This window comes from Iamia sp. (assembly GCF_035575815.1).
Classification (GTDB): domain Bacteria; phylum Actinomycetota; class Acidimicrobiia; order Acidimicrobiales; family Iamiaceae; genus Iamia.
In genome coordinates, this window is sequence record NZ_DATLXO010000105.1 from 33,992 (window position 1) to 59,657 (window position 25,666).

Genomic DNA, 25,666 nt, shown 5'->3' on the forward strand with positions numbered 1-25,666 from the left:
CGAGCGACGGCGTCGGCCGAAGGCCGACGCTCAGCTCACTTGGTTCCGGGGCCCTGCTCGGCATCGAGGGCCGCGGCGTCCGCCGCGGCGGCCGCCTCGGCGGCGGCCAGCTCGGCCAGCTCCTCCTCGGTGGGCGGGTCGACGGGGATGATCTTGTCGGCCGCGATCTCCTCGAAGGCGATCGACAGCGGCTTGCGGGCCACGCTGGTGACCTGCGGCGGGACGAGCGTGCCGAGGCCCTCTCCGAGCTGGCCGAAGTAGGAGTTGATCTGCCGGGCGCGAGTGGCGCCCAGGGTGACCAGCTTGAACTTGGACTCATCGGCCCGCGTGGTGAGGCCCTCGATCGCCGGGTTCATCATGGTGTCGTGCTGCCAGCTCATGGGCGCGTCGCTCTCAGGTCGTCCAGACGGAACCCTCAACGGTACCCGGTCGCCTCCCCGCCGGGCGAACACGGGTGCGGTCAGGTCCGGGCACCGTCCACGATGCGGCGGGTGAGCTCCTCGACCGCCGTGCGGGTGGAGTCGAGCACCAGGTCATAGGGGGACAGGTCGGAGATGTCGATGCCGTAGTAGGTGAGGTAGCGCTCGGCCTCGCTGGCCTCGCGAGACCGGTTCTCGGCCTGGGCGGCATCGATGGCCGTGCCTTCCCGACCGGCGACCCGGCGAGCCCGCTCGGCATCCGCGCACGACACCCAGACGCGGAGGGCGGGCAGGTCCTCGTTGGTGGCGATCCAGCCGGCCAGGCGGGACTCGAGCACGACGTCACCCTGCGCCCCTCGTCGGGCCAGGCGGGTGTCGAGCTCGACGTCGATGGAGGCGTCGGTCTCGGCGAGGGCACCGAAGGCCACCAGGGACAAGCCCCGTTCGGTCGCGAGGGAGCGGAAGACCTGGCCTCCGTCGATCCTGTCGAGCTCGAGAGCCGCCGCCACGGCGCGAGCGAGGGTGCTGGTGCCCGAGCCGGGGAGGCCCGAGACGGTGACGAGCACGGCGTCAGTCGCTTGGGTCGGTCAACGACCGGGGTCGAGAGCCCGGGTGGCGCGCCGGATCACCGAGGAGGTCAGCTGAAGGCGTCGAGCAACGCCTTGCGCTGCTGAGCACCGAGGCCCTTGAGGGTGCGGGTCTCGGCGATGCCGATCTCCTCCATGGTGCGGCGGGCCTTGACCTTGCCCACGCCGGGGAGCGACTCGATGACGGCGAGCACCTTGGTCTTGCCGATCACCGCATCGCCGTCGGCCTGGCCGATGACCTCGGAGAGGCTGAGCGAACCCATCTTCAGCCTCTCCTTCAGCTCGGCCCGGGCCTTTCGGGCAGCAGCGGCCTTGGCCAGAGCGGCTTCACGCTGCTCGGGCGTCAGTTGGGGGGGCTGGGGCATGCGCGCACCCTATATCGCCTCAGCCGACCCGACGTGGCGTACGCCACACCGCGAGGGCCCGCGACTCAGACGGAGGCGACCTCGGCGGACACCGCGGCGGCCGCCGCCCGACGGTCGGTGGCGCCCGTGACCGTCCGGCCGATCACCAGCAGGTCGGCTCCCTCGGCGGCGGCCGTCGCGGGGGTGGCCGGACGGGCCTGGTCGTGGGTCTGATTGCCGGCGAGGCGGATGCCGGGCACGACGCGCACCATGGCGGGGGCGAAGGTCCGTGCCTCTTCGAGGTCGGCGGCGGAGCACACCACCCCGCCGCACCCGGCCTCCATGGCCGTGGTGAGGCGCTGGCCGAGGATGTGCGACGGCGCGCCGCTGTCGCTGGTGAGGATGGTGACGGCGAGCGACGTCGGCTCCGGCAACCCGGCCGCCGCCGCACCGTCGCGCAGGCCCTGGTCGCCGGCGCGGAGCATGTCGCGGCCACCGAAGGCGTGCATGGTGACGTACGCCGCGCCGAGGGCCCCCAGCACGCGTGACGCCCGGTTCACCGTGGTCGGGATGTCGTGCATCTTGAGGTCGACGAACACGTCGTAGCCCAGCTCGCGCAACGGGGCGACGACGTCGGGCCCGACCGCGCTGTAGAGCTCGAGTCCCACCTTGGCCACGCCGAACCACGGCTGCAGCTCGCGGGCCAGGCGCACCGCGGCGACCATGTCGTCGACGTCGAGGACGAGCGCGAGGCGACGGCGCACCTCCTCGTCGACCTCGGGGGCACTGCTGGTGGTCTCGGTCATCTCATGCCTCCGCTCAGCTCGGCCACGGACACGACGCCCCGCCGGCGGCACCAGTGTTCCAGGTCGTCGCGCACGCGACTGGGAGCTCGGGGATCGGCGAACGACGCGGTGCCGACCTGGACGGCACGGGCACCGGCGAGCAGCAGCTCGACCGCGCTGGGGCCGTCGACCACGCCGCCGACCCCCACGATGGGCAGGCCCGGCTCGGCGCGGTGGACGTCGTGGACGACGCGCACCGCCACCGGGTGGATCGCGGGGCCCGAGAGGCCGCCGCCCCGCCCGCCGGCACCGAGGCGGTAGGTGCGCGTCTCGGGGTCGATGGCCATGCCCATGACGGTGTTCACGAGGGTCACGGCCTCGGCCCCGGCGTCGGCCCCGGCCCGGGCCACATCGACCACCAGGGGCGTGTTGGGGCTGAGCTTGGCCCACCTCGGCCGGCCGCACGCGGCGGTGGCGGCCAGCACCCGAGCGGTGGCCGCCGGGTCGTGGCCGAAGAGGTCGCGCCCTGCCTCGGTGTTGGGGCACGAGAGGTTGACCTCCACCGCGACCACCGCCTCGGGGGCCCCGGCCAGGGCGGCGGCGGCCCTGGCGTAGTCCTCGACCGAGTGGCCCCAGATGCTGGCCACCACGCGGGCCCCGGTCGCGGCCAGGGCGGGCAGGTCGTCGGCCAGCCAGGTGGTGACCCCCGAGCCCTGCAGGCCGACGCTGTTGAGCATCCCGGCCGGGGTCGCGTGCACGCGAGGCGCCGAGTTGCCCGGCCACGGCTCGGCCGAGAGCGACTTGACGACCACGGCCCCGAGCTCGCCGAGGGGCTGGTAGGCGTCGAGCTCGGCACCGTGGCCGCCGGTGCCCGACGCCGTCATCACCGGGTTGGGCAGCCGCACCGACCCGACCGAGACGGCCATGTCGACCGGCGGACCGTCACCTCCCCGACGCCACCTCACCCGCCGCGCCTCCCGGCCCGACAGGTCACTCGACCACCCCGGCAGTAGCGCATTGACCTTTCAACACGGGGCATCAGGAGCGGATCTCGCCGGCGGCATGGATCGACTGGAGCGACCGCACCCGGAGCGGGTGGGTGCGCCAGTCGGCCATCCCCTCCACCGCAGCCAGCGCGGCCGCTGCGGTGGTGAGGATCGGGATGCCGGCCACGCCCGCCTCCCGGCGGATGTAGGCCCCGTCGGCGCGAGGGCCACGACCCTTCGGGCTGTTGACCACCAGGCTGCAGCTGCCGTCGCGGATCACGTCGACGGCGGTGCGGCCCGTGCCCTCACCCAGCTTGTCGAGCGTCTCGGCCACCTCCAGGCCGGCGGCCTCGAGGAAGGCCGCAGTGCCCGCGGTGGCGGCCAGGGTGAACCCCAGCTCGACGAGGCGGCGGGCGGCCACGGCCCCACCGGGCTTGTCGCGATCGGCGAGGGAGATGAACACGCAGCCGCCGGTGGGCAGTCGGTCACCGGCGGCCATCTGGCTCTTGGCGAACGCCAAACCGAAGGTCTCGTCCACGCCCATGACCTCACCGGTGGAGCGCATCTCGGGGCCCAGCACCCGATCCGCGTCGGGGAAGCGGTTGAACGGCAGCACCGCCTCCTTGACCGCCACCAGGCCCGAGATCGGCGGCCGCAGGAGCCCATCGTCGCGCAGCTGGGCGAGCGACGCGCCGACCATCAGGCGGGCGGCCACCTTCACGAGGGGCACCCCGGTGGCCTTGGCCACGAAGGGCACCGTGCGGCTGGCGCGGGGGTTGGCCTCGATGACGTAGACGTCGTGGCGCGGGGAGCCATCGGCGGCGGTCTCGGTGCGGACGGCGAACTGCACGTTGATCAGGCCCACCACCGCAAGGGCGTCGGCGATGCGACGGGTGTGGTCCTCGATCGCCGCGACGGTCTCGGGGGGGAGCGAGTAGGGCGGGATGGCGCAGGCCGAGTCACCCGAGTGCACCCCGGCCTCCTCGACGTGTTCCATGACGGCGCCGATGACGATCTCGCCGGTGGCGTCGCGCAGGGCGTCGACGTCGACCTCGGTGGCGTCCTCGAGGAAGCGGTCGACGAGCACCGGGCGGTCGGCCGAGAGGCCCCCCTCGCGCCCGAGGCTGCCGAACCCCGACAGCTCGGCCATGGCCCGCACCAGCTGCTCGTCGTCGTAGACGATCTCCATGGCTCGCCCGCCGAGCACGTAGCTGGGGCGCACGAGCGCGGGGTAGCCGATGTCCGACGCGATGGCGAGGGCGTCGTCGACGGTGACGGCGGTGCCGCCCGCGGGCTGGGGGATGCCGAGCTCGTCGCACAGCGCCCCCCACCGGTCTCGGTCCTCGGCCCGGTCGATGGAGGCAGGGCTGGTGCCCAGCACGAGGGCTGGGTCGAGGCCGTCGGCCAACTTCAGCGGGGTCTGGCCACCGAGGCTCACGATGACCCCGACGAGGTCGCCCTGGGCGGCTTCGGCGTCGAGCACCGCGCCGACGTCCTCGGTGGTCAGAGGCTCGAAGTAGAGCCGGTCCGAGGTGTCGTAGTCGGTCGAGACGGTCTCGGGGTTGCAGTTGACCATGATGGTCTCGAAGCCGGCGTCCCGGAGGGCGAAGCTGGCGTGCACGCAGCAGTAGTCGAACTCGATGCCCTGGCCGATGCGGTTGGGACCGGACCCGAGGATCACCACCTTGGGCCGGGTGCCGGGGGTGACCTCGTCGGTGTCCTCCCAGGTGGAGTAGTGGTACGGCGTCTCGGCCGCGAACTCCGCGGCGCAGGTGTCGACGGTCTTGTAGGTGGGGTGCACCCCGGCGGCCTGGCGGGCGGCGCGCACCGCTCCCTCCCCGGCCCCCCAGAGCCAGGCCAGCTGGGCGTCGCCGAAGCCGAGGCGCTTGGCCCGGCGCCACCCGGCGCGGTCCATGGCGGCCAGGCCGACCTCGGCCAGGTGGGCCCGCTCCTCGGTGATGAGCGACATCTGGTCGAGGAACCAGGGATCGACCTTTGTGGCTGCGGAGACCTCATCGACGGTGAGGCCGCGGCGCAGGGCGGCCTCGAGCTGGAAGGGTCGGTCCGGGGTGGCGACCGCGGCCGCGGCCAGCAGGGCATCGGTCGCCATCTCGTCGAGGGCGGCCTCGCCGGGGTCGCAGTTCAGGCCGAGACGGCCCTGCTCGAGGGAGCGCAACGCCTTCTGCAGCGACTCGGGGAAGGTGCGGCCGATGGCCATGGCCTCGCCCACCGACTGCATCTGGGTGCCCAGGGTCACCGACTGGCCCGGGAACTTCTCGAAGGCCCAGCGGGGCACCTTGGTCACGACGTAGTCGATGACGGGCTCGAAGCTGGCGGGGGTCATGCGGGTGATGTCGTTGGGGATCTCATCGAGCGTGTAGCCGACGGCGAGGCGGGCCGCGATCTTGGCGATCGGGAACCCGGTGGCCTTCGAGGCCAGCGCGGAGGAGCGGCTGACCCGCGGGTTCATCTCGATCACGACCATGTCGCCGTTGGTCGGGTCGAGGGCGAACTGCACGTTCGACCCGCCGGTCTCCACGCCGACACGGCGGATGCAGGCGAAGGCAGCGTCGCGCATCAGCTGGTACTCGACGTCGGAGAGGGTCTGGGCCGGGGCGACGGTGATCGAGTCGCCGGTGTGGACCCCCATGGGGTCGAGGTTCTCGATCGAGCAGATGACCACGCAGTTGTCGGCCCGGTCGCGCATGACCTCGAGCTCGTACTCCTTCCACCCCGCGATCGACTCCTCGATGAGGATCTCGGTGATGGGGCTGGCGTCGAGGCCGTGGGCGGCGACGGCCTCGAACTCCTCCATGGTCGCGGCGATGCCGGTGCCCTTGCCCCCCAGGATGAACGCGGGCCGGATCACCACCGGGAGCCCGACGCGCTCGACGATGCCCCGGGCGGCGGCCATGGCCGCGGTGACCCGCTGGGCCTTGGAGGCGCCCTTCAGCTCGGGGGGCGGCGCCGCGGTGCCCGACTCGGGGACGGCGAGGCCGATCTCCTTCATGGCCACCTTGAACGCCTGTCGGTCCTCGGCGGTGGTGATCGCGGCGGCGTTGGCGCCGATGAGCTCAGGGGTGTCGGGCACGCCGACCAGGCCCGCCTCGAAGAGCTCCATGGCCAGGTTCAACGCCGTCTGGCCGCCGAGGGTGGGCAGCACCGCGTCGGGGCGTTCCTGGTCGATGATCTGGGCCAGGACCTCGACGTCGAGGGGCTCGATGTAGGTCGCATCGGCGAAGTCGGGGTCGGTCATGATCGTGGCCGGGTTCGAGTTGGCCAGGATCACCCGGTAGCCCTCCTCGCGCAGCACGCGGCAGGCCTGGGTGCCGGAGTAGTCGAACTCACAAGCCTGGCCGATCACGATGGGGCCCGAGCCGATCAGCAGGATCGAGGAGATGTCGGTGCGCCTGGGCATCAGGCCGACTCCTCCATCAGCTCGGCGAAGCGGTCGAAGAGGTGGGCCGCGTCGTGGGGGCCGGGGCCGGCCTCGGGGTGGTGCTGGACCGAGAAGGCCCGCTCGGCGGGCAGGGCGAAGCCCTCGCAGACGCCGTCGTTGAGGTTCACGTGGGTCAGCTCCGCCCCCGACGGCAGGGTGTCGGCGTCCACCGCGAAGCTGTGGTTCTGGCTGGTGATGTCGATGCGGCCGCTGCGCACGTCGCGCACGGGGTGGTTGCCGCCGTGGTGGCCGAAGGTCAGCTTCACCGTCTCCGCGCCGATGGCCCGACCGAGGAGCTGGTGGCCGAGGCAGATGCCGAACACCGGCACGGCCCCCACCAGGTCGCGGATCGCCGCGACCGCGTCAGGCACCGTCGCCGGGTCACCCGGCCCGTTGGCGAGGAACACCCCGTCGGGCTGGCGGGCCAGGACCTCGGCGGCCGGGGTCGACGCGGGGACGACCTCGACGGTTGCCAGGGCCGAGAGGTGGCGCAGGATCGTGGTCTTGATGCCAAAGTCGTAGGCCACCACCCGGCGGGGCCCGTCGCCGACGGTGTAGGGCGCAGCCGTCGTGACCTGGGCGACGAGGTCGACCCCGTCGGTGCCGGGCTCGGCGGCCGCCGCGCCGCGCAGGGCGGCCTCGTCGACGGTCGTGCCGTCAGGCGCCATCCCGAGGGCCCCGAAGGCGCCGGGGACGGCGCCGCGGTCGCGGATGTGTCGCGTGAGGCGGCGGGTGTCGATGCCCCCGATGCCGGGCACCCCGTGGCCGACCAGCCAGGCGTCGAGGTCGCCCTCGCTGCGCCAGCTCGAGCGCCGCCGGGCCGGCTCGCGCGCGATGACCCCCCGGGCGAAGGGACGGCCGCTCTCGTCGTCGGCGCCGGTGACCCCGTAGTTCCCGATGTGGGGGTAGGTGAAGGTGATGATCTGCCCGGCGTAGGACGGGTCGGAGATTACCTCCTGGTAACCGGTCAGCACGGTGTTGAACACGACCTCACCGGTGGCGATGCCGCCGGCGGGGAGGGCGCCGAGGGCCTCGCCCTCGAACACCTCACCGTCGGCCAGCACCAGCAGGGCCGGTCGGATCGGCCCTGAGGTCACGAGGTCCACCCGGGTGCGAAAAAGCCCCCTGCCAGGGGACAGGGGGCGAAGGGCACGACGCTCAACTCGGTCTCTCCTGCCGTGCGGGCCTCACGGGACCCGCTTCACGGTCAGGTGCCGACCGTAGCAGCCCACCTCCCGAGCGCCGCCACCCCTTCGCAGGCCCCCCGCCCCCCGTACTGGTAGCCGGATCGGGCGCTCCCACACCCACACCGGCTACCACTTCGGGAGCCCTGCCGTACTGGTAGCCGGATCGGGCGCTCCCACCCCCACATCGGCTACCACTTCGGGGGAGGGTCGGGGGGACGGCGGCGCCGATCAGTCCGTGACCTCGATGCGGATCCGCTTGTTGCCCTTGCCCTTGGACTCGGTCTTGACCACTCGGACGCGTCCCACCTGTGCCGTCGAGCGGACGTGGGTGCCGCCGTCGGCCTGCTTGTCGAACCCGACGATGTCGACGACGCGGATCTCGGCCACCGACTCGGGGATCAGGCTGACCTTGGTGCGGATGAGGTCCTGATCCTCCACGGCGACGCCGCGGGGCAAGAACGACACCTCGATCCGACGATCGGTCTCCAGCTCGGCGTTGACCAGCTCCTCGACGCGGGCGCCGAAGCCGTCGGGCAGGGGATCGAAGGCGAAGTCCATGCGCGCCGAGAGCGGCTCCATGTTCCCGCCCGTCACCGGCACGCCCCACTCGTTCCAGATCACCCCGCACAGCACGTGCAGGGCGGTGTGGGTCCGCATGAGGGCGTGGCGCCGGTCCCAGTCGAGCGTCCCGGCCACCACCGCCCCCACCTCGGGCCACGGCCCCTCCCCCACCAGGTGCCAGACCTCGTCCCCCTCCTTGGCGACACCCACCACGCCGAGCCCGCCGAGACGGCCGGTGTCGTGAGGCTGACCGCCACCCGTCGGGTAGAAGGCGGTGCGGTCGAGGGCGAGGCGGCGCCGGTCGGGGTCGACGGCGGTCACGGTGGCCTCGAAGGTCGCCAGCTCGGCGTCACGCAGGTACAGCAGGTCGGTTGCCATGACATCGAGTCTGCCTGTCGATGCCCCGGGTCCGTCACGGCCGCCGGTCTCGTCAACGCACGGTTGACAGGAGGCCCGACGTCAACTACACGTTGACAGATGGTTCCTGCGCCTGAGCTCTCCGAGCTGACCGCCGTCGTCGAGGCGGACACCGCGGGAGATGATCCCCTGCGGCTTTTGGCCACGGCATCGACCACGGCGCAGGAGCTGGCCGAGACCAGCGACGCGCTCGTCGGCCACTTCGTCGAGCGGTGCCGACGGGCGGGTCTCTCCTGGGCCCAGATCAGCGTGGGCCTGGGTGTCAGCCGGCAGGCCGCCCACAAGCGGTTCTCCCCCGCTCCGGGCACGCTCGACCGCCTCACCCCCCGCGCCCGACTGTCGCTGCAAGCCGGCACCGATGCGGCCACCGCCCTCGGCCACCCGTTCGTGGGGACCGAGCACCTCCTGCTCGGGCTGTTCGAGCCCGAGGGCGCCTTCGCCCACCGCCTCCTCACCGGTTCCGGCCTCACCCGTGGCTCGGTCGAGGCGGCTGTCCTCGCCCACACCCCGCGCCGCGCACGCACCACGAGCGAGCCGCCGTACACCCCGCTCGCCGCCGAGGCCCTCGCGGGGGCGCTCATCGAGGCGCGGTCCCTCGGGCACAGCTACCTCGGCACCGAGCACCTCGTGCTGGCCCTCTTCCGGGATCCGGCAGGGTTGGCGGCGCAGATCCTCGCCGACGCCGGTGCCACGCACGAGGACTACCGGACCACGACCGTCGAGCTGCTGTCGGGGTTCCGCGGCGACACCTGATCGCGGGGAGAGCGGACGGGACGGTCATGCGGTTCTTGCGTCGCGACGCGCTCGGTTCCTGCTACAGGATCCGAGGAGCTCACCGGGTCTCGTACCAGGAACCGGCTCGGCTGCGCCCGGTCCGGCTGCTCCCCGTTCTTGGTACCGGACCCGGGGGAAACCACCAGATCTCGTACCGAGAACGGGTCCGGCGGCGCCCGGTCCTTGTCAGTCCAAGTCGCCCAGCGGGACGACCGCGACGTCGGTGCGGGAAAAGTCGTCGCCGACGCAGAGGATCAGCTCACCGGTGCGCTTGGCCACCGCGTAGGTGAAGCAGTCGCCCAGGTTCAGCCGAGCTCGATGGTTGCCCTTGCCGTAGGTGGCGTAGGCCTCGCCGGCCAGGTCGGCCAGTCGGCGATCGAACAGCACGTCGGTGACTCCAATCTCCTCGATCAGGGCGTGCAGCTCGACGATGCCCTCAGCACCGAGGCGGCCCCGGGCCACGATCATCGTCTCTGTCCGGGTCGGAGTACCCAGGAGGTGGAGCGGATCGGAGCGGACGGCGCGGGCGACGGCCTCGGCCCGCGGCTCGCGCAGGAGGATGGCGATGAGAGCCGACGTGTCGATGACCACAAGGGGCTCAATCGAAGTGGCCGTGCTCGTTGTAACCGAGGATCTCGTCGGCGGGACGGTCGTCCAGCACTGGCAGTCGAGCCACTCGCTCTTGGATCTCGTGGATCCGCACGAGCAGGTCACGCCCCCTGACCCGGCGCTCGCGCTCCAGGCGCTCCCGCAGGGCCTGGGTGACCGTCGCGGTCAGGGACTCGCCGGTGACATGGGCGAGCTCACGGGCGAGCCCGTCGGCCTCGTCGCTCTTGATGCTCAGGGCCATGCCGGCAGCATACGCCCTCTAGACGCCCAACGTCTAGAACGGCGATGACGTTCTAGAACGGCACTCAGCGCTGGGCGTCGCCGTCGACGACGACCGGCTCACCGGCGCAGAGGGTGTGACGGACCTTCCCCTGCAGCATGCGCCCGACGTACGGGATGTTGCGACTGCGGCTCGCGGTCTGGCCGGCGGCGACGGTCCAGCGCACCTCGGGATCGATCACGCAGAGGTTGGCCGGCCGGCCGGCCGCGACCGGGCCGCCCTGGGTGTCGGAGACCCCGGCGATCGCCGCCGGGCGCCACGACAGGCGGGCCAGCACCTCGACCACGGGGAGCTCCAACACGGCGAGGGCCACGCCGAGGGCGAACTCGAGGCCGAGCATGCCCGGGGGCGCCTGGTCGAAGGGCTCGTCCTTGGCGTCGGAGGTGTGGGGGGCGTGATCGGTGGCGATGGCGTCGAGGGTGCCGTCGACCACGCCCCGGCGCACGGCGGCCACGTCGGCCTCGGTGCGCAGCGGAGGGTTGACCTTGAAGACCGGGTCGAAGCCGGCGCACTCGGCGTGGGTGAGCAGCAGGTGGTGCGGCGTGGCCTCGGCGCTGACGGCCAGCCCCGACGCCCGGGCCGCGGCGATGAGGGCGACCGACCCGGCGGTCGACATGTGCTGCATGTGGATGCGGGCGCCGGTGAGGCGGGCCAGGGCGATGTCGCGGGCGACCATGGCCTCCTCGGCGGCGTAGGGCTGGCCGGCGAGGCCGAGGCGCGACGACCACTCCCCTTCGTGCATGTGGCCTCCGGCGGCGAGCGCCGCGCTCTCGCAGTGCTGGGCCAGCACCACGTCGTGGGGCAGGCCGACGGCGTACTCCATGGCTCGGCGCATGAGCAGGTCGTCCTGCACGCCGGTGCCGTCGTCGGTGAACAGCCGGACGCCACGCTCCGCCATCTCGGCCATGGGGGCCAGCTGGTCGCCGGCCCGTCCGACGGTGATGGCCCCCGACGGGTGGATCGCGCACAGGGCGGTGCGGCCCAGCTCGAGCACCTCGCGCACGACCGCGGCGGAGTCGATGGCCGGGGTCGTGTTGGGCATGGCCACCACGGCGGTGAACCCGCCCAGGGCGGCGCAGCGGCTGCCGGACTCGATCGTCTCGGCCTCCTCCTTCCCGGGTTGGCGGAGGTGGGCGTGCAGGTCGACGAGCCCAGGGGCGACGAGGCACCCGCCGGCGTCGAGCACCCGGTCGCCGTTCAGGTCGGCGCCGACGGCGACGACGTGCCCGTCGGCGACGACGACGTCGGCGGCGCGCTCGCCGGTCGCGTCGACGACGCGCCCGCCCTTGATGACGACCGAGCCGTCAGGCACTCGTGACCTCTTCCTCCATGGCCGACGGGTTCGGGGGATCGGTGTCCTTCGGGCTCGCGGGATCGGCGGCGCCGACGGCGGCCCTGCGGCCGGTGGGCCGACCCTCGGCGCCGAGGAGGCGGAACAGCACCGCCATGCGCACGGCGACGCCGTTGCGGACCTGGTCGACGATCACGGCCCGGGGGTCGTCGGCGACCTCGGGGGCGATCTCGACGCCTCGGTTCATCGGGCCCGGGTGCATGATCACGACCTCAGGGCCCAGGCGCCGGGCGCGGTCGACGGTGAGCCCGTAGCGAGACGTGTACTCCCGGAGCGTCGGCACCAGCGACTCGGTCATGCGCTCGCGCTGCATCCGCAACAGGTAGACGGCGTCGACGTCGGGGAGCACCTCGTCGAGGTGGTGGGCCACGGTGACCGGCCAGCCCTCGATCGACGGGGGCAGCAGCGTCGGGGGGGCCACGAGGGTGACCTCCGCGCCCAGGATCGTGAAGGCGTGGATGTCGGCCCGGGCCACCCGCGAGTGCTTGATGTCGCCCACGAGGGCGACGCGCCGACCGTCGAGCGGACCCAGGCGCGACCGCAGCGTGTAGGCGTCGAGGAGGCCCTGGGTGGGGTGGTCGTGCCAGCCGTCGCCCCCGTTGATGACGCTGGCGTCGATCCAGGAGGCCACGCGGTGGGGGGCGCCGGCCGAGCGGTGGCGCACCACCACGGCGTCGACCCCCATGGCCTCGATGGTGAGGGCGGTGTCGCGCAGGGACTCGCCCTTGTTCACCGACGAGCTCGACACGCTGAAGGTCATGGTGTCGGCCGAGAGCCGCTTGGCCGCGGTCTCGAACGACAGCCGGGTGCGGGTCGAGTCCTCGAAGAACAACGAGGCGACGGTGCGACCCCGCAGGGCCGGCACCTTCGGGATCGAGCGCTCGCTGACCTCGACGAAGGCGTCGGTGAGCTCGAGCAGCTCCTCGACGTCGTCCCGGGAGAGCGAGGCGGTGTCGAGCAGGTGCTTCACGGTGCCGTCTCGCGCTCGGAGCGGGCGAGGGTCCCCCTGATCCGGCGCGTCATCGCACCATCTCGCCCAGGTCCACGCCCTCGGGGTGCACGTCGACGACCTCATCGCGACGGGTGGGGAGGTTCTTGCCCACGTAGTCGGGGCGGATCGGCAGCTCCCGGTGGCCCCGGTCGACCATCACCGCCAGCTGGACCGAGCGTGGCCGGCCGTAGTCGTGGAGGGCGCCCAGCGCAGCGCGGATCGTGCGGCCGGTGAACAACACGTCGTCGACGAGCACGATGCTGCGCCCGTCGATGCCCTCGGGGATGTCGGTGACCGCCTCGGGCAGCACCGGTCGCAGGCCGATGTCGTCGCGGTAGAAGGCCACGTCGAGGGCGCCGACGTCGGGCCGGACCCGTTCGATCGAGTCGAGGGCGTCGGCGAGCCGATCGGCGATCCAGCACCCACCGGTCTGGAGGCCGACGACCAGCACCCCTTCGAGTCCGTGGTTGCGCTCGACGACCTCGTGGGCCATCCGCCAGATCGCCCGGGCGACGTCCTCGCGATCGAGCACCCGGGTGCGGGGGACGAAGACCCCGCCGTAGGGCGGTGCGATGCGTCGCTCTCTCTCAGCCACGAGCTCTCCTGCCGTGCGGGCCTCACCGGACCCGCTTCACGGACGGGGCCGACCCTACACGGGCCCCGGCGGGCCGCTCGGGCGAGCGGCGGCCCCGAGAGGGCCGGCCCACAGGTCGACGTCCGCGTCGAAGCGGCCCCGCCGGGTGAGCCCGAGGCGACGGGCCACGGCCTCCGACGCCAGGTTCCCGGGTTCGATGCGCGCCACCGCGGCGGTGATGCCCATCGTGCTCACCGCCCAGTGCGCCAGCAGCCCGGTCGCCGCGGTCGCGAGCCCCCGCCCCCGCTGGTCGGGCACGATCCACCAGCCCAGCTCCCACACCCGCCGCTGCGGCCCCGCGCCGTCGCGGCTGCGCAGGTGAAGGCGGGCGAGTCCGACCTCACCCCACACCGCACCCCCCGCGACCGGACCGACCACCAGGTCGAGCGAGACCCCCGCCGCGACCCGCACCTCGCCGCCGCCGATCCACCGCTGGGCCGCCTCGAGGTCCGCGTGGGCCGGCGCCGCCGAGTGGGCCGCGATGTCCGGCGTCGACCACGCCGCGACCAGGGCCCGACCGTCGTCGGGGTGCCACGGGCGCAGGGCGAGCCCGCCCCGATCGTCGACGAGCGGTGGCAAGGGGGCCTCCACCGGTCAGGCGCGGCGGCGGGGCGCCACGGCCCGGCCGCGACCACGGTTCATCGCCATGGTGCAGTCTGGCACCACCGGTGCGGACCGACGAGGGGCAGGCACCTGGTCATGGGGGTCCGGTGGTAGGTTCCGCGCCGTGTCCCCGTTGCGGTCGCCCGGGATCCGGTCCCTGTCGCCGGCGGCCGGGGCGGCGGGAGGGGCCCTGCTGCTGGTGGCGACGTTCCTGCCCTGGTCACGGGGCGGCGCCGGCTCCGCCATCGCCCTGCGGCGGGTCGGCGACCTCATCCTCTCGGGCACCGTCTCGGCCTGGGCGCCGCGGTGGACGGGCCTGGTGGTCTACGCCATCCCCCTCGGCGGCGCCCTGCTGCTGCTGGGCGCCGGTCTGGGCGAGCGGACCGGTCGGCTCGTCGGCGGTCTCGGGGTGCTCGCCGCGGCGGTCGGCGGCCTGGTGGTCCTCGGCGCCCTCGACCGCCTCGATCGCACCGGTGTCGGCCCGGGTACCGTGGCTGCGGCGGTCGGCGCCGTGCTCGGCCTGGTGGGGGTGACCGGCGGGCGGACCCGGGAGGGGCGGAACGAGCAGGGAGGCCCAGGCGAACAATACCCGCCGGCGCCCGAGCGGCCCGCTCCGGGCGTGGTCGCGCGACCAGAGGGGTGATCCCCTCCCCCTCCCGAACGTTCGGCGGATGACACCGTGGGTGGTACCTTCCGCGGACGCGACCTTCTCTCTCTCCCTCTCGCCCTGGGCCGGCGGGTCCTGCACCGAGGACGGACCATGAGCAACACGCCACCTGACGACCCCACCCCGGGCTGGCCCACGGGACGCCCGGCGCCCCCGCCACCGCCGCCCCCGGCGCCGCCCACGGTGCCGATCGCCCCTGGCGCGAACCCTCCGGCGGCGCCTCCCCAGGGCACCCCTCCGCCACCCCCAGGCTACGGCGCGCCGGGCGGCCCGCCCCCCCAGGGAACACCGGCGCCACCTCCGGGGTACGGCACGCCCGGTGGCCCCGCTCCTGGACCCGGCACCCAGCCCGGCTTCCCGCCGCCTCCGGGCCAGGGCCCTCCCGGCGGCCCGCCCCCCGGCTACGGGGGCCCTCCCAGCTACGGCGGCCAGCCCAGCTACGGCGGCCAGCCCGGCTTCGGCGGCCCTCCCGGCGCCCCACCACCCAAGAGGTCCAGCAAGGCACCGCTGTTCATCGGGCTCGGCGTGGTGGCCGTGATCCTTCTCATCGCCATCGCCGTCGTCGGCGTGACGGTGCTCGGCGGCGACGATGAGGAGGCCGGAGGCGATGGGGGCGACAACGGCACGACCGAGACCACCGAAGACCCGGCCCTGGCCCAGGCATCGGAGGATCTCGCCGCTGCCCTCATCGCCCGCGACGACGATGCCGTGTCCACCCTCATCGAGGACAACCCCGAGCTCATTCAGACCGAGGACGCAGCGGAGAGCGGCGAGACCACGGCCATCACCCTCAACGACGATGGCTTCGCGGCGGTCACCGTCGACGGAGAGGCCGGCTCCGCCTTCACCGTCACCGCGACCTCGGGGTCCGACCAGGAGATCGCCGGCCTGGTCGTCGATCCCGACGGTGAGTTCCTGGCCTCGATCGCTGATGCCGTCGAGCCGACGGCCAGCGGCGAGCACACCGCCATCCTCTTCGCCGAGGACGGCGAGCCCGGTGACATCGACATCACCATCGGCGGGGTCACCACCGACTTCCTCTTCGTCGAAAGTGAGGCCGACGGGGAGATCGAGGAGTCCGGAGACGTGGTGATCTACGAGGTCGACCTAGAGGAGCTGGGCCGCTACGGCATCACCGTCGACTCGACCGACGTGACCGTCAGCGTCACCGACGAGGACGGCGAGGACGTGGCCAGCACCGAGCTCGACGACGGCACCATCCAGCTCGACGCCCCGACCGACGGCGCCTACGACCTGCGCGTCGCCGGCGTCGACGGTGCCACGGACTCCTTCACCATCGCCATCACCCAGGTGCCCGACTTCACCATCACCAACCTGACCGACGGGGCCCCCGCCTCGTCGGGCTTCGGCTTCACCTACAACACGCCGGAGGAGGCCGACACCCTCTTCGGCCGCTTCCGGATCGAGGTCCGGGCCGGGGTGACCATCCGGGTCACCGTCACGCCCCAGGGCGGCGGCGACACCCGCTTGCTGCAGCGTGTGACCGGCGCCGAGGATGTGTTGGAGGACTCCGCCGGACCCGGTGGGGCCGAGACCCTCGAGTTCTCCGCCGACAGCTACACCCGGGTCGAGTTCCAGACCGGCGTCTTCAACCTCGTGCCCGACGTGGTCACCGTCACCGTGGAGCGCATCGCCTGACCCGCCGTCCGGGCCTCCTCGCCATCGCCCTGATCGCCGTGGGCGGCTTCGCCGTGGCCGCCGTCGGGTTCGGGGTCTACCGGGCGGTCAACGGCGACCCCGGTGGAGCATCGAGCCCCGAAGCCGCGGTCGAGGCCCTGGCCGTCGCGATCGAGGCCGAGGATCCGGTCGCCGCACTGGCGACGATGAACCCCGCGGAGGTCGAGGCCCTCGGTGAGGTGTACAGCTCGGCCGCCGGCCGGGCCCGCCGGCTTGGGTTCGCCCCTCGCGCCAAGACCTTCGGCGGGGTCGAGGTCACGCTCGACGCCATCACGTACAGCACCGAGGACATCGGTCCGGATGCGGCCCGGGTGACGATCACCGGTGGCCGGGCCGACCTGGCGGTCGATCGGCGCGGTCTGGCCGACGCCACCGAGGCGGTCCTCGACCGATCACCCGACGACGAGGCGGAGGGCGACACCCTCACCGGTGAGCTGGCGGCGAGCGACCTGGCGGTTCAGGGCGATGATGGCACCGTTCCGCCCTTCCTGGTGGTCGTGGCCCGCCCGGGCGGGTGGTACGTCAGCCCGCTGTTCACCGCCGCCCAGTACGCGGTTGACACGCTCGGCCTCGCGGCGCCGACGCTCCCACCGCCCGATGCCGGTGACGGCGCCGCTGATCCCGAGGCCGCGGTGCGAGACCTGCTGGTCGCCGCCGGTGGCTCGAACGCCGCCGCGACGGGCGCCCTCGCCACTGGTGAGGCCGGAGCTGTCGTCCGCGCCCACCGTCGCGCTCTCGAGGTGTGGGTCGGCGGCGAGCTGGGCACTGACACGGAGGCCACCATCGACACCCTCGACACGGAGGTCAGCAGGCGCGACGAGGGCGGCCGGCGGGTCGTCGTCACCGCGCTCGCGGGCGAGCTCACCTGGACCGAGGACGACGAGGAGCATCGGGCTCGGGTGGCCTGGGACGGCGAGTGCCTGAGCATCGACACCGACCGCGTCGCCGGTGACACCGGCAACAAGGTCGCGGAGGGCGGAGACGAGGTCACCGAGGGCGGAGGCGACGGCGACGCGTTCTGCCTCGCCGAGAGCTGGGGGCGCTTCGGTGTCGATGACCTGGCCGTGGTGGTCGCCGAGGACGGCGGCGACTGGCGGGTCGACCCGCTGGCCACCCTCACCGACTACGCCGCCGAGATCGTACCCGAGCTCACCGAGACTTCGGTGCTGCGGCTCCTCGGCTACCCGGAGCTGGCCGAGGCCACCGCCGAGCTGGCCGCCGGTTCGCCCACCACCGTGGCCCTCAACGATGCCGGCTACGCCGTGGCGAAGCTCGACGTCCGGGCCGGCGAGAGCTTCACGGTGAGCGCCCGGCCCGAGGGCGATGAGGGCGACGACGACGCGGTCGACGCCTTCCTCGTGACGCCCGGCGGTGACCAGATGTCGGCCTACTCCCGGGTCGAGCCGGAATCGTCCGGCACCTACCGCCTGGTGGTCGGCCACCGCGGCTTCTCCCCCGGTGAGGTGCAGCTGCGGGTGAGCAATCCCGTCGGTCGCCCCCTCGCGCTCGACGAGGCCACCCTGGGTGCCGTCGGCCGGCCCGATGAGGTCGTCGACTACACCATCGACCTCGACGCCGAGCGGCCCTACGAGATCACCTTCGACCGTCCCGACCTCGACGTCATGGTGCTCGACCCCGACCGCCGCGAGATCGAGCTCACCGAGCTCGGCGACGATGCGTCGTTCTTCGAGAGCACCGAAGGAGGCGCCTACGTCATCCGCATCGACGGCGGCTTCGACGACGCCACCGGCTCGTTCCAGATCGGCCTCCGCGAGCAGGACGACCTCGTCCTCGGCAACGGCACGACCAACGTGGCCGCCGGGACGATCACCCCGGCCGCCGACGCCCAGTTCATCGGCCTCACCGTGCTCGGCGGGCGCACGGTGATCGCCGAGGTCGTCCCCCACGACGGCGTCCTCGACCCGGTGGTCGTGATCAGGGACCCGTCCTCCGACGAGGAGATCCAGCGCGTGGACGAGCAGGGCTCCGGCGAAGCCGAGACGGTGGTGTTCGCACCGGGTGTGGCCACCGCGTGGCGCGTCGAGGTCCAGGGTGCGGACCGCACCGTGGGGTCGTTCTCCGTCGAGGTGGCGCTCGAGGACTGAGCGCCGATCAGCCGCCGGTGCGGCCCGCCTCGGTGGCGATGACGGCCAGCACGCCGTTGACGAAGCGGCCCGAGTCGTCGGTGGAGTATTGCTGGGCCAGCTCCACGGCCTCGTTCATCACCACGTTGGGAGGGACGTCGGAGCGGTGGAGCAGCTCGTAGGACGCCATGCGCAGGAGGTTCCGGTCGACCACCGGCATCCGCGCCACCACCCAGCCGCGAGCGTGGCGACCGAGGAGGGCATCGAGCTCGGCGCAGTGCTCCGAGACCCCCCGCACCAGGTCCGCGGCGTACGCCTCGACCTCGATGGGCTGAGCGGCCAGGACCTCGACACCCGTGCGCGCCTTGGTGTCAGCCTCGTAGAGGAGGGCAAGAGCCCGTTCGCGCGCTTCGCGGCGTGAGCCGACCCCACCGGGGCGGTCAGGCACGGGTGATGTACTCGCCCGAGCGGGTGTCGACCCTGAGCCTGTCGCCCACGTTCACGAACAACGGGACCTGCAGCGCCAGGCCGGTCTCGAGGGTGGCGGACTTGGTGCCGCCCGAGACGCGGTCGCCCTGGATGCCGGGCTCGGTGTCGCTGACGGCCAGCTCGACCGCGGCGGGCAGGTCGGTGCCGACGATCTCCTCGCCGTGCATCTGCAACACCACCGAGGCGCCCTCGATCAGGAAGCGGCCGGCCTCACCCAGCGCCGCGCTGGGAACGGTCATCTGCTCATAGGTCGTGTTGTCCATGAACACGTAGTCGTCGCCGTCGCGGTAGAGGTACTGCATCTCGCGCTTGTCGATCATGACGCGCTCGATCTTCTCGCCGGCGCGGAACGTCCTCTCGATCACCGCACCGGTGCGCACGTTGCGGACCTTGGTGCGCACGAAGGCGGGCCCCTTGCCCGGCTTCACGTGCTGGAACTCGACGATCTGGAAGAGCTTGCCCTCCATGTCGAGGACCATGCCGTTCTTGATGTCACTGGTGTTGAGGGCCATCGGGGTCCTTCTCGGTGGGCCGCGCCGGTCAGGCGGGCGGTCGGGGCGCAGGTGGCGTGGGGGCCTTCGGGGCCTTGGTGAGGGGTCGGCATCCCTCGTCGGTGACGAGGACCGTGTCCTCGACGCGGACGCCACCGTGCTCGGCGAGGTAGACGCCGGGCTCGACGGTGACGACGTGACCGGTGGCGAGCATAGCGGTCGACACCCGGCTGACCCTGGGGTCCTCGTGGATCACCAGCCCGACGCCGTGGCCGGTGCCGTGGCTGAACGCGTCGGCCCAGCCGGCCTCGGTGATGACCCCACGGCACACGGCGTCGACCTCCGCGGCGGGCACCCCGGCCCGCACCGCGGCGACGCCGGCGGCCTGGGCCGCCACGACCACCTCGTACATGCGCTGCTGGGTGGCGGTGACATCGCCCACCATGAACGTGCGGGTCATGTCGGAGTGGTAGCCGTCGACCAGGGCGCCGAAGTCGATGACGACTAGGTCTCCCTCGATGATGACGCGGTCCGACGGCCGGTGGTGCGGCCGGGCGCCGTTGGGGCCCGAGGCGACGATGGTCTCGAAGCTGACGGCTTCGGCCCCGAGGCGACGCATCTCGGTGTCGAGGGCGAAGCCGACCTCGTTCTCGGTCGCCCTGCAGAGCAGCATCGGGCTGACGGTGGACAGGGCCGCGTCGGCGATGGTTGCGGCTTGGGTCAGGCGGGCGACCTCTCCCTCGTCCTTCCGCTGGCGGACCGCCTCGACGAGGTCCTCGGTCGCCACGAGGGGCACCGTCCACGGGGGCCGGGAGCATCGCTGCTGGGCGGCCCAGGTGACCGAGGCGGCCTCGAGCCCGAGTCGGGTGCCGGTGGGCAGGGCACCGGTCAGCACGGCATCCTGGTCGGCGAGGGTGCCGGCCACCGCGACCTCCGCCGCCGCCCCCGCCCTCGCGACCTGGTCCGGCGCCTGGGTGGCGTAGCGGCCGTCGGTCACCAGGAGCATCCGGTCGCCGGTGACGAGCAGCCGCCCGGCCGAGCCGGTGAAGCCGGTGAGGTACCGGACGTTGGTCAGGTCGGTGACGGCCACGGCATCGACGCCGGCCTCGTCGAAGCCGGCCCGCACCCGATCGACCCGAGCCGCGGTGTCCATGGCCGGGAGGACGTCCGTGCTCACTGGTCCCCACGGCCTGAGCTGCACAGCGCCAGCAGCGTCGCGAACGCCTCGAACTCGCGGGTGCCGAGCGAGGTTCGTAGGTCGGCGACAGCCCTCTCCGCGTCGGCGATGTCGGTGAGGACCGCCTCCTTGGTGAGGACTGCGAGGTGGTCGTAGTCGGCTTCATGGCGATGTTGCTGGAGGTCCAGGAAGACCTGTGCGACGTTGGCGATCTCGCTGTGTCCCGACGCAATGGTCGCCAGGGACCGAGCGAAGTGAAGCTTGATCGGGGCGCCCCCCGGGTTGATGACCCAGCCGCACACCCGCTTGATCCCGCCGTGGGACGGATGGCGCCGGAGTCGTTGCTGATCCGCTTCGAGCAGGTTCGGCGCCAGCCACCGGGCCAGCAGGTTCGTCACCTCATGGAACAGTGCGTAGTAGGACGCAGAGACGGCGCGTCGGAGGTCCACCTCGCGCGGCCGCCCCGGCGTGTCCTTCCAGGTCCCGGCGAGTTGGTCCGCCTGCTCGATCAGGCGGTCAACGAGGTTGTTGGGCATCAACGTGCGGGGTCAGGACCCGCCAGATCCCCAGCGGCCTCGTCCCGATCCCGCTGCGACTCGAACGCGAGGTAGGAGATGGCATCGACGTCGACCTCCAACCTGATCCTCCGGTAAGCGTCGCGGAGGGCCCGTACGTCGTCGTTGGGCCAACCGCCATCCCCGGTGGGGTCGCTGAGGAGCAAGCGGAGGACGATGGCGATCTGATCGTCACCATCGGGCCCCACCTCCACCTCGCCGTCCATGACGCGGGTCGACCCAAACTGGCGTCCGAGAAGGGAAGCCAGGATCGTGCGTCCAGCGTTCTCGAGGTCGATGACGTGGGCATTGGCCATTAGACGAGTCTACGGGCGGAGCAGGCGGGCGACGGCGTCGAGGGCCAGGCGGTACCCGTCGCCGCCGAAGCCGGCGATGGTGCCGGCGGCCACCGGTGCGATCACCGAGGTGTGGCGCCACGGCTCGCGCCCCCCCGGGTTCGAGAGGTGGAGCTCGACGATCGGACCTCCGAAGGCGGCGAGGGCATCGTGCAGCGACCAGCCGTAGTGGGTGAGGGCGCCGGCGTTGACGACGACGGCGGCGACCCGGCCCCGGGCGCCGTGGACGGCCTCGACGAGGACGCCCTCGTGGTTGGACTGGACGTGCTCCACCACCAGCCCGTGGAGCTCGGCCTCCGTGGCGGCGGTGGCGACGTGGTCGTCGAGGGTGGCGGTGCCGTAGATCTCGGGCTGACGCTCACCGAGCAGGTTCAGGTTGGGTCCCGAGAGCAGCAGGACGATGCCTGGCGTCATCGTGGGACCTCGCGGATCGGTCGGTCAGGCACGGCGGATGGCCTCCATGGCGCCGAGGAGCAGGGAGCGGTCGGGAACGGCGACGGGCTCGACGCCCCGTGGCCCGTCGAGCACGAAGGTCACGCCCGCGATCGCCTTCTTGTCGCGGGCGAAGAGGTCGACCAGGCGCCCGGGTTCGAGGTCGGGGGGGAGGTTCATGGGCAGGTCGTAGCCGGCGACCACCGACCGGTGCTCGGCCACCCGCTCGGCGTCGATGCGGCCCAGGCGGTGAGCGACCTCGGCCGCGTAGATCAGGCCCACGGCGACGGCCTCACCGTGGCGCAGCCCGTAGTCGCCCTCGGTCTCGATGGCGTGGGCGAGGGTGTGGCCGTAGTTGAGGATCGCCCGGCGGCCCCCCTCACGCTCGTCGGAGGCGACGATGTCGGCCTTGCAGCGGACGCACGCGGCGACGGCTTCGTCGAGGGGGAGGTCGGGCAGGTCGTCGACGCCCAGGAAGGCGTACTTGGCCATCTCGCCTCGACCGGAGCGGTGCTCGCGCGGCGGCAGGGTGCCGAGGGTCTCGGTGTCGCAGAGCACCGCCGAGGGCTGCCAGTAGGCGCCGACGAGGTTCTTGCCCTCGGGGAGGTTGACCCCGGTCTTGCCGCCGATGGCGGCGTCGACCTGGCCGAGCAGCGTCGTGGGCACGTGGACCACGGGCACGCCCCGGTGGTAGACGGCGGCCACGAACCCGGCCACGTCGGTGACCACCCCGCCGCCCACCGCGACGATCACGTCAGCCCGGGTCAGGCCCCACTGGGCGAGGTCGCGACAGAGGTCCTCGACCGTGCCGAGGTGCTTGGTCTCCTCGCCGTCGCCGATGGGGAAGACCTGGCTCGGCACGCCGGGGTCGACCGTCCACCCGATGCTGGACTGGGTCACGATCGCCGCGCGTCGGGCGCCGACGGGGAGAACCTCCAGCAGGCGGTGACGGGCACCGGAGCCGACGAGCACGGGGTAGGTCCGGTCGCTCAGGGCCACGGCGAGCTCGATCACCGGTCCCCCCCGTCAGGCTGAACGGGCCGACCGGGACCGTCGGGCCGATCCGCCCCGGCGGCCGCGTCGACCTCATCGGCCTCCGCGGCCCGGACCTTCTCGGCGATGCGCACCGCCAGCTCCCGCTTGGGCTTCTCGTGGGCCAGGTGGAAGGGCTCGACGTCGATCACGAGGTGGGCGACCTCCTCGTAGAGCGGGGCACGCTCATCGAGCAGTCGTTCGATGGCCGCCGCGGGGTCGTCGTCGAGCAGCGGACGCTGGCCCCTGCGGTCGAGGCGGGAGACGAGGTGGGGGGCACCGGCGCGCAGCCACACCACCCGGGCGCGCGCGACGAGGGCGGCCCGGTTCTCGGCGGTGACGACCACTCCGCCGCCGGTGGCGATGACCGCAGGGCCCGGAGCCGCCAGCAGGTCGGCCAGCAGGTCGGCCTCGGCCCGGCGGAAGCCAGACTCCCCCGCGGTCGAGAACCACTCACGGATCGTGCGTCCCGAGCGGCGGACCAGCTCGTCGTCGGCGTCGACGAAGGGCCGCTCGAGCCGCGCCGCCAGGCGACGGCCGACGGTGCTCTTGCCCGAGCCCATCATCCCGACCAGCACGATCGGCACGGAGCGGCGCGGCGCGGTCTCGGGAGCGACGCCGTCAGCCAAGGGGGCCGTCCCGGAGCGCGGCGAGGTAGCCGTCGCGGTTGCGGCGGGTCTCGGCGACCGTGTCGCCGCCGAACTTGCGGGCGACCTCATCGGCGAGGACGAGGGCCACCATCGTCTCTGCGACCACGCCCATGGCGGGCACCGCAGTGACGTCGGTGCGCTCCTTGAACGACACCGTCTCGGCCTTGGTCAGCACGTCGACGGTGCCGAGCACGGGGCGGTTGAGCGAGGCCAGGGGCTTCATGGCCACCCGGGCGATGACCGGCTCGCCGGAGGTCATCCCGCCCTCGAGGCCGCCCGCCCGGGTGCTGGTGCGCCGGTAGACCTGTGCCTCGGCGTCCCAGGTGATGGGGTCGTGGGCGGCGCTCCCCCGCCGACCGGCGACATCCCAGCCGTCGCCGATCTCCACCGCCTTCACGGCCTGGATGCTCATCAGCGCCCCAGCCAGGAGGGCGTCGAGCTTGCGGTCCCAGTGGACGTGGCTGCCCAGCCCAACGGGCACACCGTGGGCGACGATCTCGACGATGCCACCGAGCGAGTCGCCCTCCTTGGCCGCGTCCTTGATCTCGGCGACCATGGCCGCGGAGGCCACCGGGTCACCGCAGCGGACCTCATCGGCGTCGATGCGCTCGAGGTCGGCGAGCGCGGGAGGGGGTCCGGGCGAGGCAGCGACGGCGCCGATGCGCACCACGTGGGAGACGATGTCGACGCCGAGGGTGGCGAGCCACAGCTTGGCGAGGGTGCCGGCGACGACCCGGGCTGCGGTCTCGCGGGCCGACGCCCGTTCGAGCACGTCGCGGGAGTCGACGAAGCCGTACTTCTGCATGCCGGCCAGATCGGCGTGCCCGGGGCGGGGTTGGGTGAGGGGGATGCGGGTCGGGCCGTCCTCGGCCGCCACGGACATCTCCCGCTGCCACTTGTCCGGGTTGCGGTCCCACTCGGTGTTGGCGACCTGCACCGCCACCGGCGAGCCGAGGGTGCGGCCGTGGCGGACCCCGCTCTGGAGGGTCACCTCGTCGACCTCGAAGCGCATCCGCGGCCCCCGGCCGTAGCCCAGGCGCCGGCGGGCCAGCTCCTCCTGGATGTCGGCGACGGTCACCTCCAGCCCGGCGGGCAGGCCCTCGACGATCACGACGAGGGCCCGGCCGTGGGATTCACCGGCGGTCAGGAAGCGCAGCACGCCGCGAACCTAGGGCCTGACCTGCTCGGGCTCCGACCCGGCTCGTTGCGCTCAGCCCCCGGCACGCACCAGGGCGAGGAAGTCGGCGGTCGAGGCACCGTAGACGTCGAGCACTGCAGCGCTGGCGAGCAGCATCAACACGCACCCGAGCGCGAGCCACGGGCCGAACGGGAAGTTGGCGCTCTTGCGGCCACGGGCGAAGAACGCGACGAGCCCGGCCACGATGCCCAACAGGCACGCCGCGATCACCGCGTAGAGGCAGAGGATGGGGTGCACCCAACCCAGGTAGAGCCCCATCAGGGCCGCCAGCTTCACATCGCCCAGGCCCATGCCCCGGGGGTAGATGAACGCAGGGATGAACAGGAACAGGAAGTACCCGACCGAGCCTCCGAGGGCGAGCAGGAGCCGCTCCGGCTCGCCCTCGACCGCGGAGGTCACCCCGATCAGCACCACCGAGACCCCGAGGACCGGGAACGTGATCCGGTCGAGCAACCGGTAGAGCTCGAGGTCGATCACCGCCTGGGCCAACAGCGTCGAGAACAGGACCAGGAACGCAACGAGCGCCCAGGAGATCCCGAAGCGCACCGCGGCGGCCACCCACAGGAGGGCATTGCCCACCTCGACGAGGGGGTAGGCGAGGGCGATCGGCTCGCCGCACTGGCGGCACCGGCCCCGGAGGAGCATGAAGGAGACCACCGGGATGTTGTCGGCGGGCCGGATCGGCTCCTCGCACTGCGGGCACCGCGACGACGGTCTCGACAGCGACTCGCCATCGGGCAGCCGCACGATGACCACGTTCAGGAACGATCCCACGGCCAGCCCTGCGACCCCGATCGCGATGAGGGTCACGACGGAGGGGTCGGCCATGGCGACGGACCCTACTGGCGGCCGGATCCGGCGTCGGGCATGC

Annotated in this window: 28 protein-coding genes; 4 read left to right on the forward strand and 24 right to left on the reverse strand. The window is 72.9% G+C overall.

The window, feature by feature from the left end; all coding sequences use genetic code 11:
- Window positions 1–35: 35 nt before the first annotated feature.
- The 8 genes from rpoZ to VNL12_RS11245 all read right to left on the reverse strand — a co-directional run bounded on the left by rpoZ (window position 36) and on the right by VNL12_RS11245 (window position 8,686).
- Window positions 36–380 (reverse strand): DNA-directed RNA polymerase subunit omega, encoded by a 345-nt coding sequence (gene rpoZ, locus VNL12_RS11210; protein ID WP_325594544.1) that lies wholly within the window; start codon window positions 378–380, stop codon window positions 36–38.
- 80 nt (window positions 381–460) lie between these two features.
- Window positions 461–985, reverse strand: a complete 525-nt coding sequence (gene cmk / locus VNL12_RS11215) for a (d)CMP kinase (protein ID WP_325594546.1) — start codon at window positions 983–985, stop codon at window positions 461–463.
- Between the two features lie 71 nt (window positions 986–1,056).
- On the reverse strand, window positions 1,057–1,371 hold the full coding sequence (mihF, locus tag VNL12_RS11220; protein WP_325594548.1) for an integration host factor, actinobacterial type: 315 nt from the start codon (window positions 1,369–1,371) through the stop codon (window positions 1,057–1,059).
- Window positions 1,372–1,436: 65 nt separating this feature from the next.
- A complete protein-coding gene (gene pyrF / locus VNL12_RS11225) occupies window positions 1,437–2,156 on the reverse strand; it encodes an orotidine-5'-phosphate decarboxylase (RefSeq protein WP_325594550.1) in 720 nt (239 codons plus the stop codon).
- The gene (locus VNL12_RS11230; RefSeq protein WP_325594552.1) at window positions 2,153–3,061 is read right to left on the reverse strand and encodes a dihydroorotate dehydrogenase; all 909 of its coding nucleotides are present in this window, start codon (window positions 3,059–3,061) and stop codon (window positions 2,153–2,155) included. The genes pyrF and VNL12_RS11230 overlap by 4 nt, the downstream gene beginning before the upstream one ends.
- Before the next feature lie 112 nt (window positions 3,062–3,173).
- Window positions 3,174–6,539, reverse strand: coding sequence for a carbamoyl-phosphate synthase large subunit (gene carB, locus VNL12_RS11235; protein WP_325594554.1), 3,366 nt, complete (start codon window positions 6,537–6,539; stop codon window positions 3,174–3,176).
- Entirely contained in the window at window positions 6,539–7,666 is a 1,128-nt protein-coding gene (gene carA, locus VNL12_RS11240) for a glutamine-hydrolyzing carbamoyl-phosphate synthase small subunit (protein ID WP_325594556.1), read from the reverse strand. Before carA ends, carB begins: the two co-directional genes overlap by 1 nt.
- Window positions 7,667–7,975: 309 nt before the next feature.
- On the reverse strand, window positions 7,976–8,686 hold the full coding sequence (locus VNL12_RS11245) for an alanyl-tRNA editing protein (protein WP_325594558.1): 711 nt from the start codon (window positions 8,684–8,686) through the stop codon (window positions 7,976–7,978).
- 99 nt (window positions 8,687–8,785) lie between these two features.
- Between VNL12_RS11245 and VNL12_RS11250 the strand changes: the two genes are divergently transcribed.
- Window positions 8,786–9,478: a Clp protease N-terminal domain-containing protein gene (locus tag VNL12_RS11250; protein ID WP_325594560.1), complete on the forward strand. Its 693-nt coding sequence runs from the start codon at window positions 8,786–8,788 to the stop codon at window positions 9,476–9,478.
- Between the two features lie 207 nt (window positions 9,479–9,685).
- Here the strand turns inward: VNL12_RS11250 and VNL12_RS11255 are convergent, their stop codons facing one another.
- The 6 genes from VNL12_RS11255 to VNL12_RS11280 form a co-directional block, all read right to left on the reverse strand.
- A complete protein-coding gene (locus tag VNL12_RS11255) occupies window positions 9,686–10,090 on the reverse strand; it encodes a type II toxin-antitoxin system VapC family toxin (protein ID WP_325594562.1) in 405 nt (134 codons plus the stop codon).
- A gap of 7 nt (window positions 10,091–10,097) precedes the next feature.
- Entirely contained in the window at window positions 10,098–10,349 is a 252-nt protein-coding gene (locus tag VNL12_RS11260) for a type II toxin-antitoxin system VapB family antitoxin (protein ID WP_325594564.1), read from the reverse strand.
- 64 nt (window positions 10,350–10,413) lie between these two features.
- Window positions 10,414–11,700: a dihydroorotase gene (locus VNL12_RS11265; RefSeq protein WP_325594566.1), complete on the reverse strand. Its 1,287-nt coding sequence runs from the start codon at window positions 11,698–11,700 to the stop codon at window positions 10,414–10,416.
- A complete protein-coding gene (locus VNL12_RS11270; protein ID WP_325594568.1) occupies window positions 11,693–12,709 on the reverse strand; it encodes an aspartate carbamoyltransferase catalytic subunit in 1,017 nt (338 codons plus the stop codon). The genes VNL12_RS11265 and VNL12_RS11270 overlap by 8 nt, the downstream gene beginning before the upstream one ends.
- Window positions 12,710–12,758: 49 nt before the next feature.
- On the reverse strand, window positions 12,759–13,325 hold the full coding sequence (gene pyrR / locus VNL12_RS11275) for a bifunctional pyr operon transcriptional regulator/uracil phosphoribosyltransferase PyrR (RefSeq protein ID WP_325594570.1): 567 nt from the start codon (window positions 13,323–13,325) through the stop codon (window positions 12,759–12,761).
- A gap of 54 nt (window positions 13,326–13,379) precedes the next feature.
- Window positions 13,380–13,943 (reverse strand): GNAT family N-acetyltransferase, encoded by a 564-nt coding sequence (locus VNL12_RS11280; RefSeq protein ID WP_325594572.1) that lies wholly within the window; start codon window positions 13,941–13,943, stop codon window positions 13,380–13,382.
- 148 nt (window positions 13,944–14,091) lie between these two features.
- Here VNL12_RS11280 and VNL12_RS11285 point away from each other — a divergent pair, with 148 nt between their 5' ends.
- From VNL12_RS11285 to VNL12_RS11295, 3 genes are all read left to right on the forward strand, one after another.
- Window positions 14,092–14,610 carry a hypothetical protein gene (locus tag VNL12_RS11285; protein WP_325594574.1) on the forward strand — a complete coding sequence of 173 codons (519 nt, stop codon included), beginning with the start codon at window positions 14,092–14,094 and terminating at the stop codon, window positions 14,608–14,610.
- Window positions 14,611–14,727: 117 nt separating this feature from the next.
- Window positions 14,728–16,293: a hypothetical protein gene (locus VNL12_RS11290; RefSeq protein ID WP_325594576.1), complete on the forward strand. Its 1,566-nt coding sequence runs from the start codon at window positions 14,728–14,730 to the stop codon at window positions 16,291–16,293.
- Between the two features lie 38 nt (window positions 16,294–16,331).
- Window positions 16,332–18,437 carry a hypothetical protein gene (locus VNL12_RS11295; protein ID WP_325594577.1) on the forward strand — a complete coding sequence of 702 codons (2,106 nt, stop codon included), beginning with the start codon at window positions 16,332–16,334 and terminating at the stop codon, window positions 18,435–18,437.
- 7 nt (window positions 18,438–18,444) lie between these two features.
- Here the strand turns inward: VNL12_RS11295 and nusB are convergent, their stop codons facing one another.
- From nusB to VNL12_RS11345, 10 genes are read right to left on the reverse strand one after another with little or no spacing between them, the layout of a single operon-like run.
- Window positions 18,445–18,864 carry a transcription antitermination factor NusB gene (nusB, locus tag VNL12_RS11300; RefSeq protein WP_325594578.1) on the reverse strand — a complete coding sequence of 140 codons (420 nt, stop codon included), beginning with the start codon at window positions 18,862–18,864 and terminating at the stop codon, window positions 18,445–18,447.
- Complete coding sequence (gene efp, locus VNL12_RS11305; RefSeq protein WP_325594579.1) at window positions 18,857–19,417, reverse strand: elongation factor P; 561 nt, start codon at window positions 19,415–19,417, stop codon at window positions 18,857–18,859. The genes nusB and efp overlap by 8 nt, the downstream gene beginning before the upstream one ends.
- A 28-nt stretch (window positions 19,418–19,445) precedes the next feature.
- Window positions 19,446–20,573, reverse strand: coding sequence for an aminopeptidase P family protein (locus tag VNL12_RS11310; RefSeq protein WP_325594581.1), 1,128 nt, complete (start codon window positions 20,571–20,573; stop codon window positions 19,446–19,448).
- Window positions 20,570–21,109, reverse strand: a complete 540-nt coding sequence (locus VNL12_RS11315; RefSeq protein ID WP_325594583.1) for a hypothetical protein — start codon at window positions 21,107–21,109, stop codon at window positions 20,570–20,572. The genes VNL12_RS11310 and VNL12_RS11315 overlap by 4 nt, the downstream gene beginning before the upstream one ends.
- Window positions 21,109–21,444 (reverse strand): hypothetical protein, encoded by a 336-nt coding sequence (locus VNL12_RS11320; RefSeq protein WP_325594585.1) that lies wholly within the window; start codon window positions 21,442–21,444, stop codon window positions 21,109–21,111. The genes VNL12_RS11315 and VNL12_RS11320 overlap by 1 nt, the downstream gene beginning before the upstream one ends.
- Before the next feature lie 9 nt (window positions 21,445–21,453).
- A complete protein-coding gene (locus tag VNL12_RS11325) occupies window positions 21,454–21,897 on the reverse strand; it encodes a type II 3-dehydroquinate dehydratase (RefSeq protein ID WP_325594587.1) in 444 nt (147 codons plus the stop codon).
- Window positions 21,898–21,921: 24 nt separating this feature from the next.
- Entirely contained in the window at window positions 21,922–22,929 is a 1,008-nt protein-coding gene (locus tag VNL12_RS11330) for a 3-dehydroquinate synthase family protein (protein ID WP_325594589.1), read from the reverse strand.
- Complete coding sequence (locus VNL12_RS11335; RefSeq protein ID WP_325594591.1) at window positions 22,926–23,576, reverse strand: shikimate kinase; 651 nt, start codon at window positions 23,574–23,576, stop codon at window positions 22,926–22,928. Before VNL12_RS11335 ends, VNL12_RS11330 begins: the two co-directional genes overlap by 4 nt.
- On the reverse strand, window positions 23,569–24,756 hold the full coding sequence (gene aroC, locus VNL12_RS11340) for a chorismate synthase (protein ID WP_325594593.1): 1,188 nt from the start codon (window positions 24,754–24,756) through the stop codon (window positions 23,569–23,571). The genes VNL12_RS11335 and aroC overlap by 8 nt, the downstream gene beginning before the upstream one ends.
- Window positions 24,757–24,807: 51 nt before the next feature.
- Window positions 24,808–25,623 carry a prepilin peptidase gene (locus VNL12_RS11345; RefSeq protein ID WP_325594595.1) on the reverse strand — a complete coding sequence of 272 codons (816 nt, stop codon included), beginning with the start codon at window positions 25,621–25,623 and terminating at the stop codon, window positions 24,808–24,810.
- Between the last annotated feature and the right edge of the window lie 43 nt (window positions 25,624–25,666).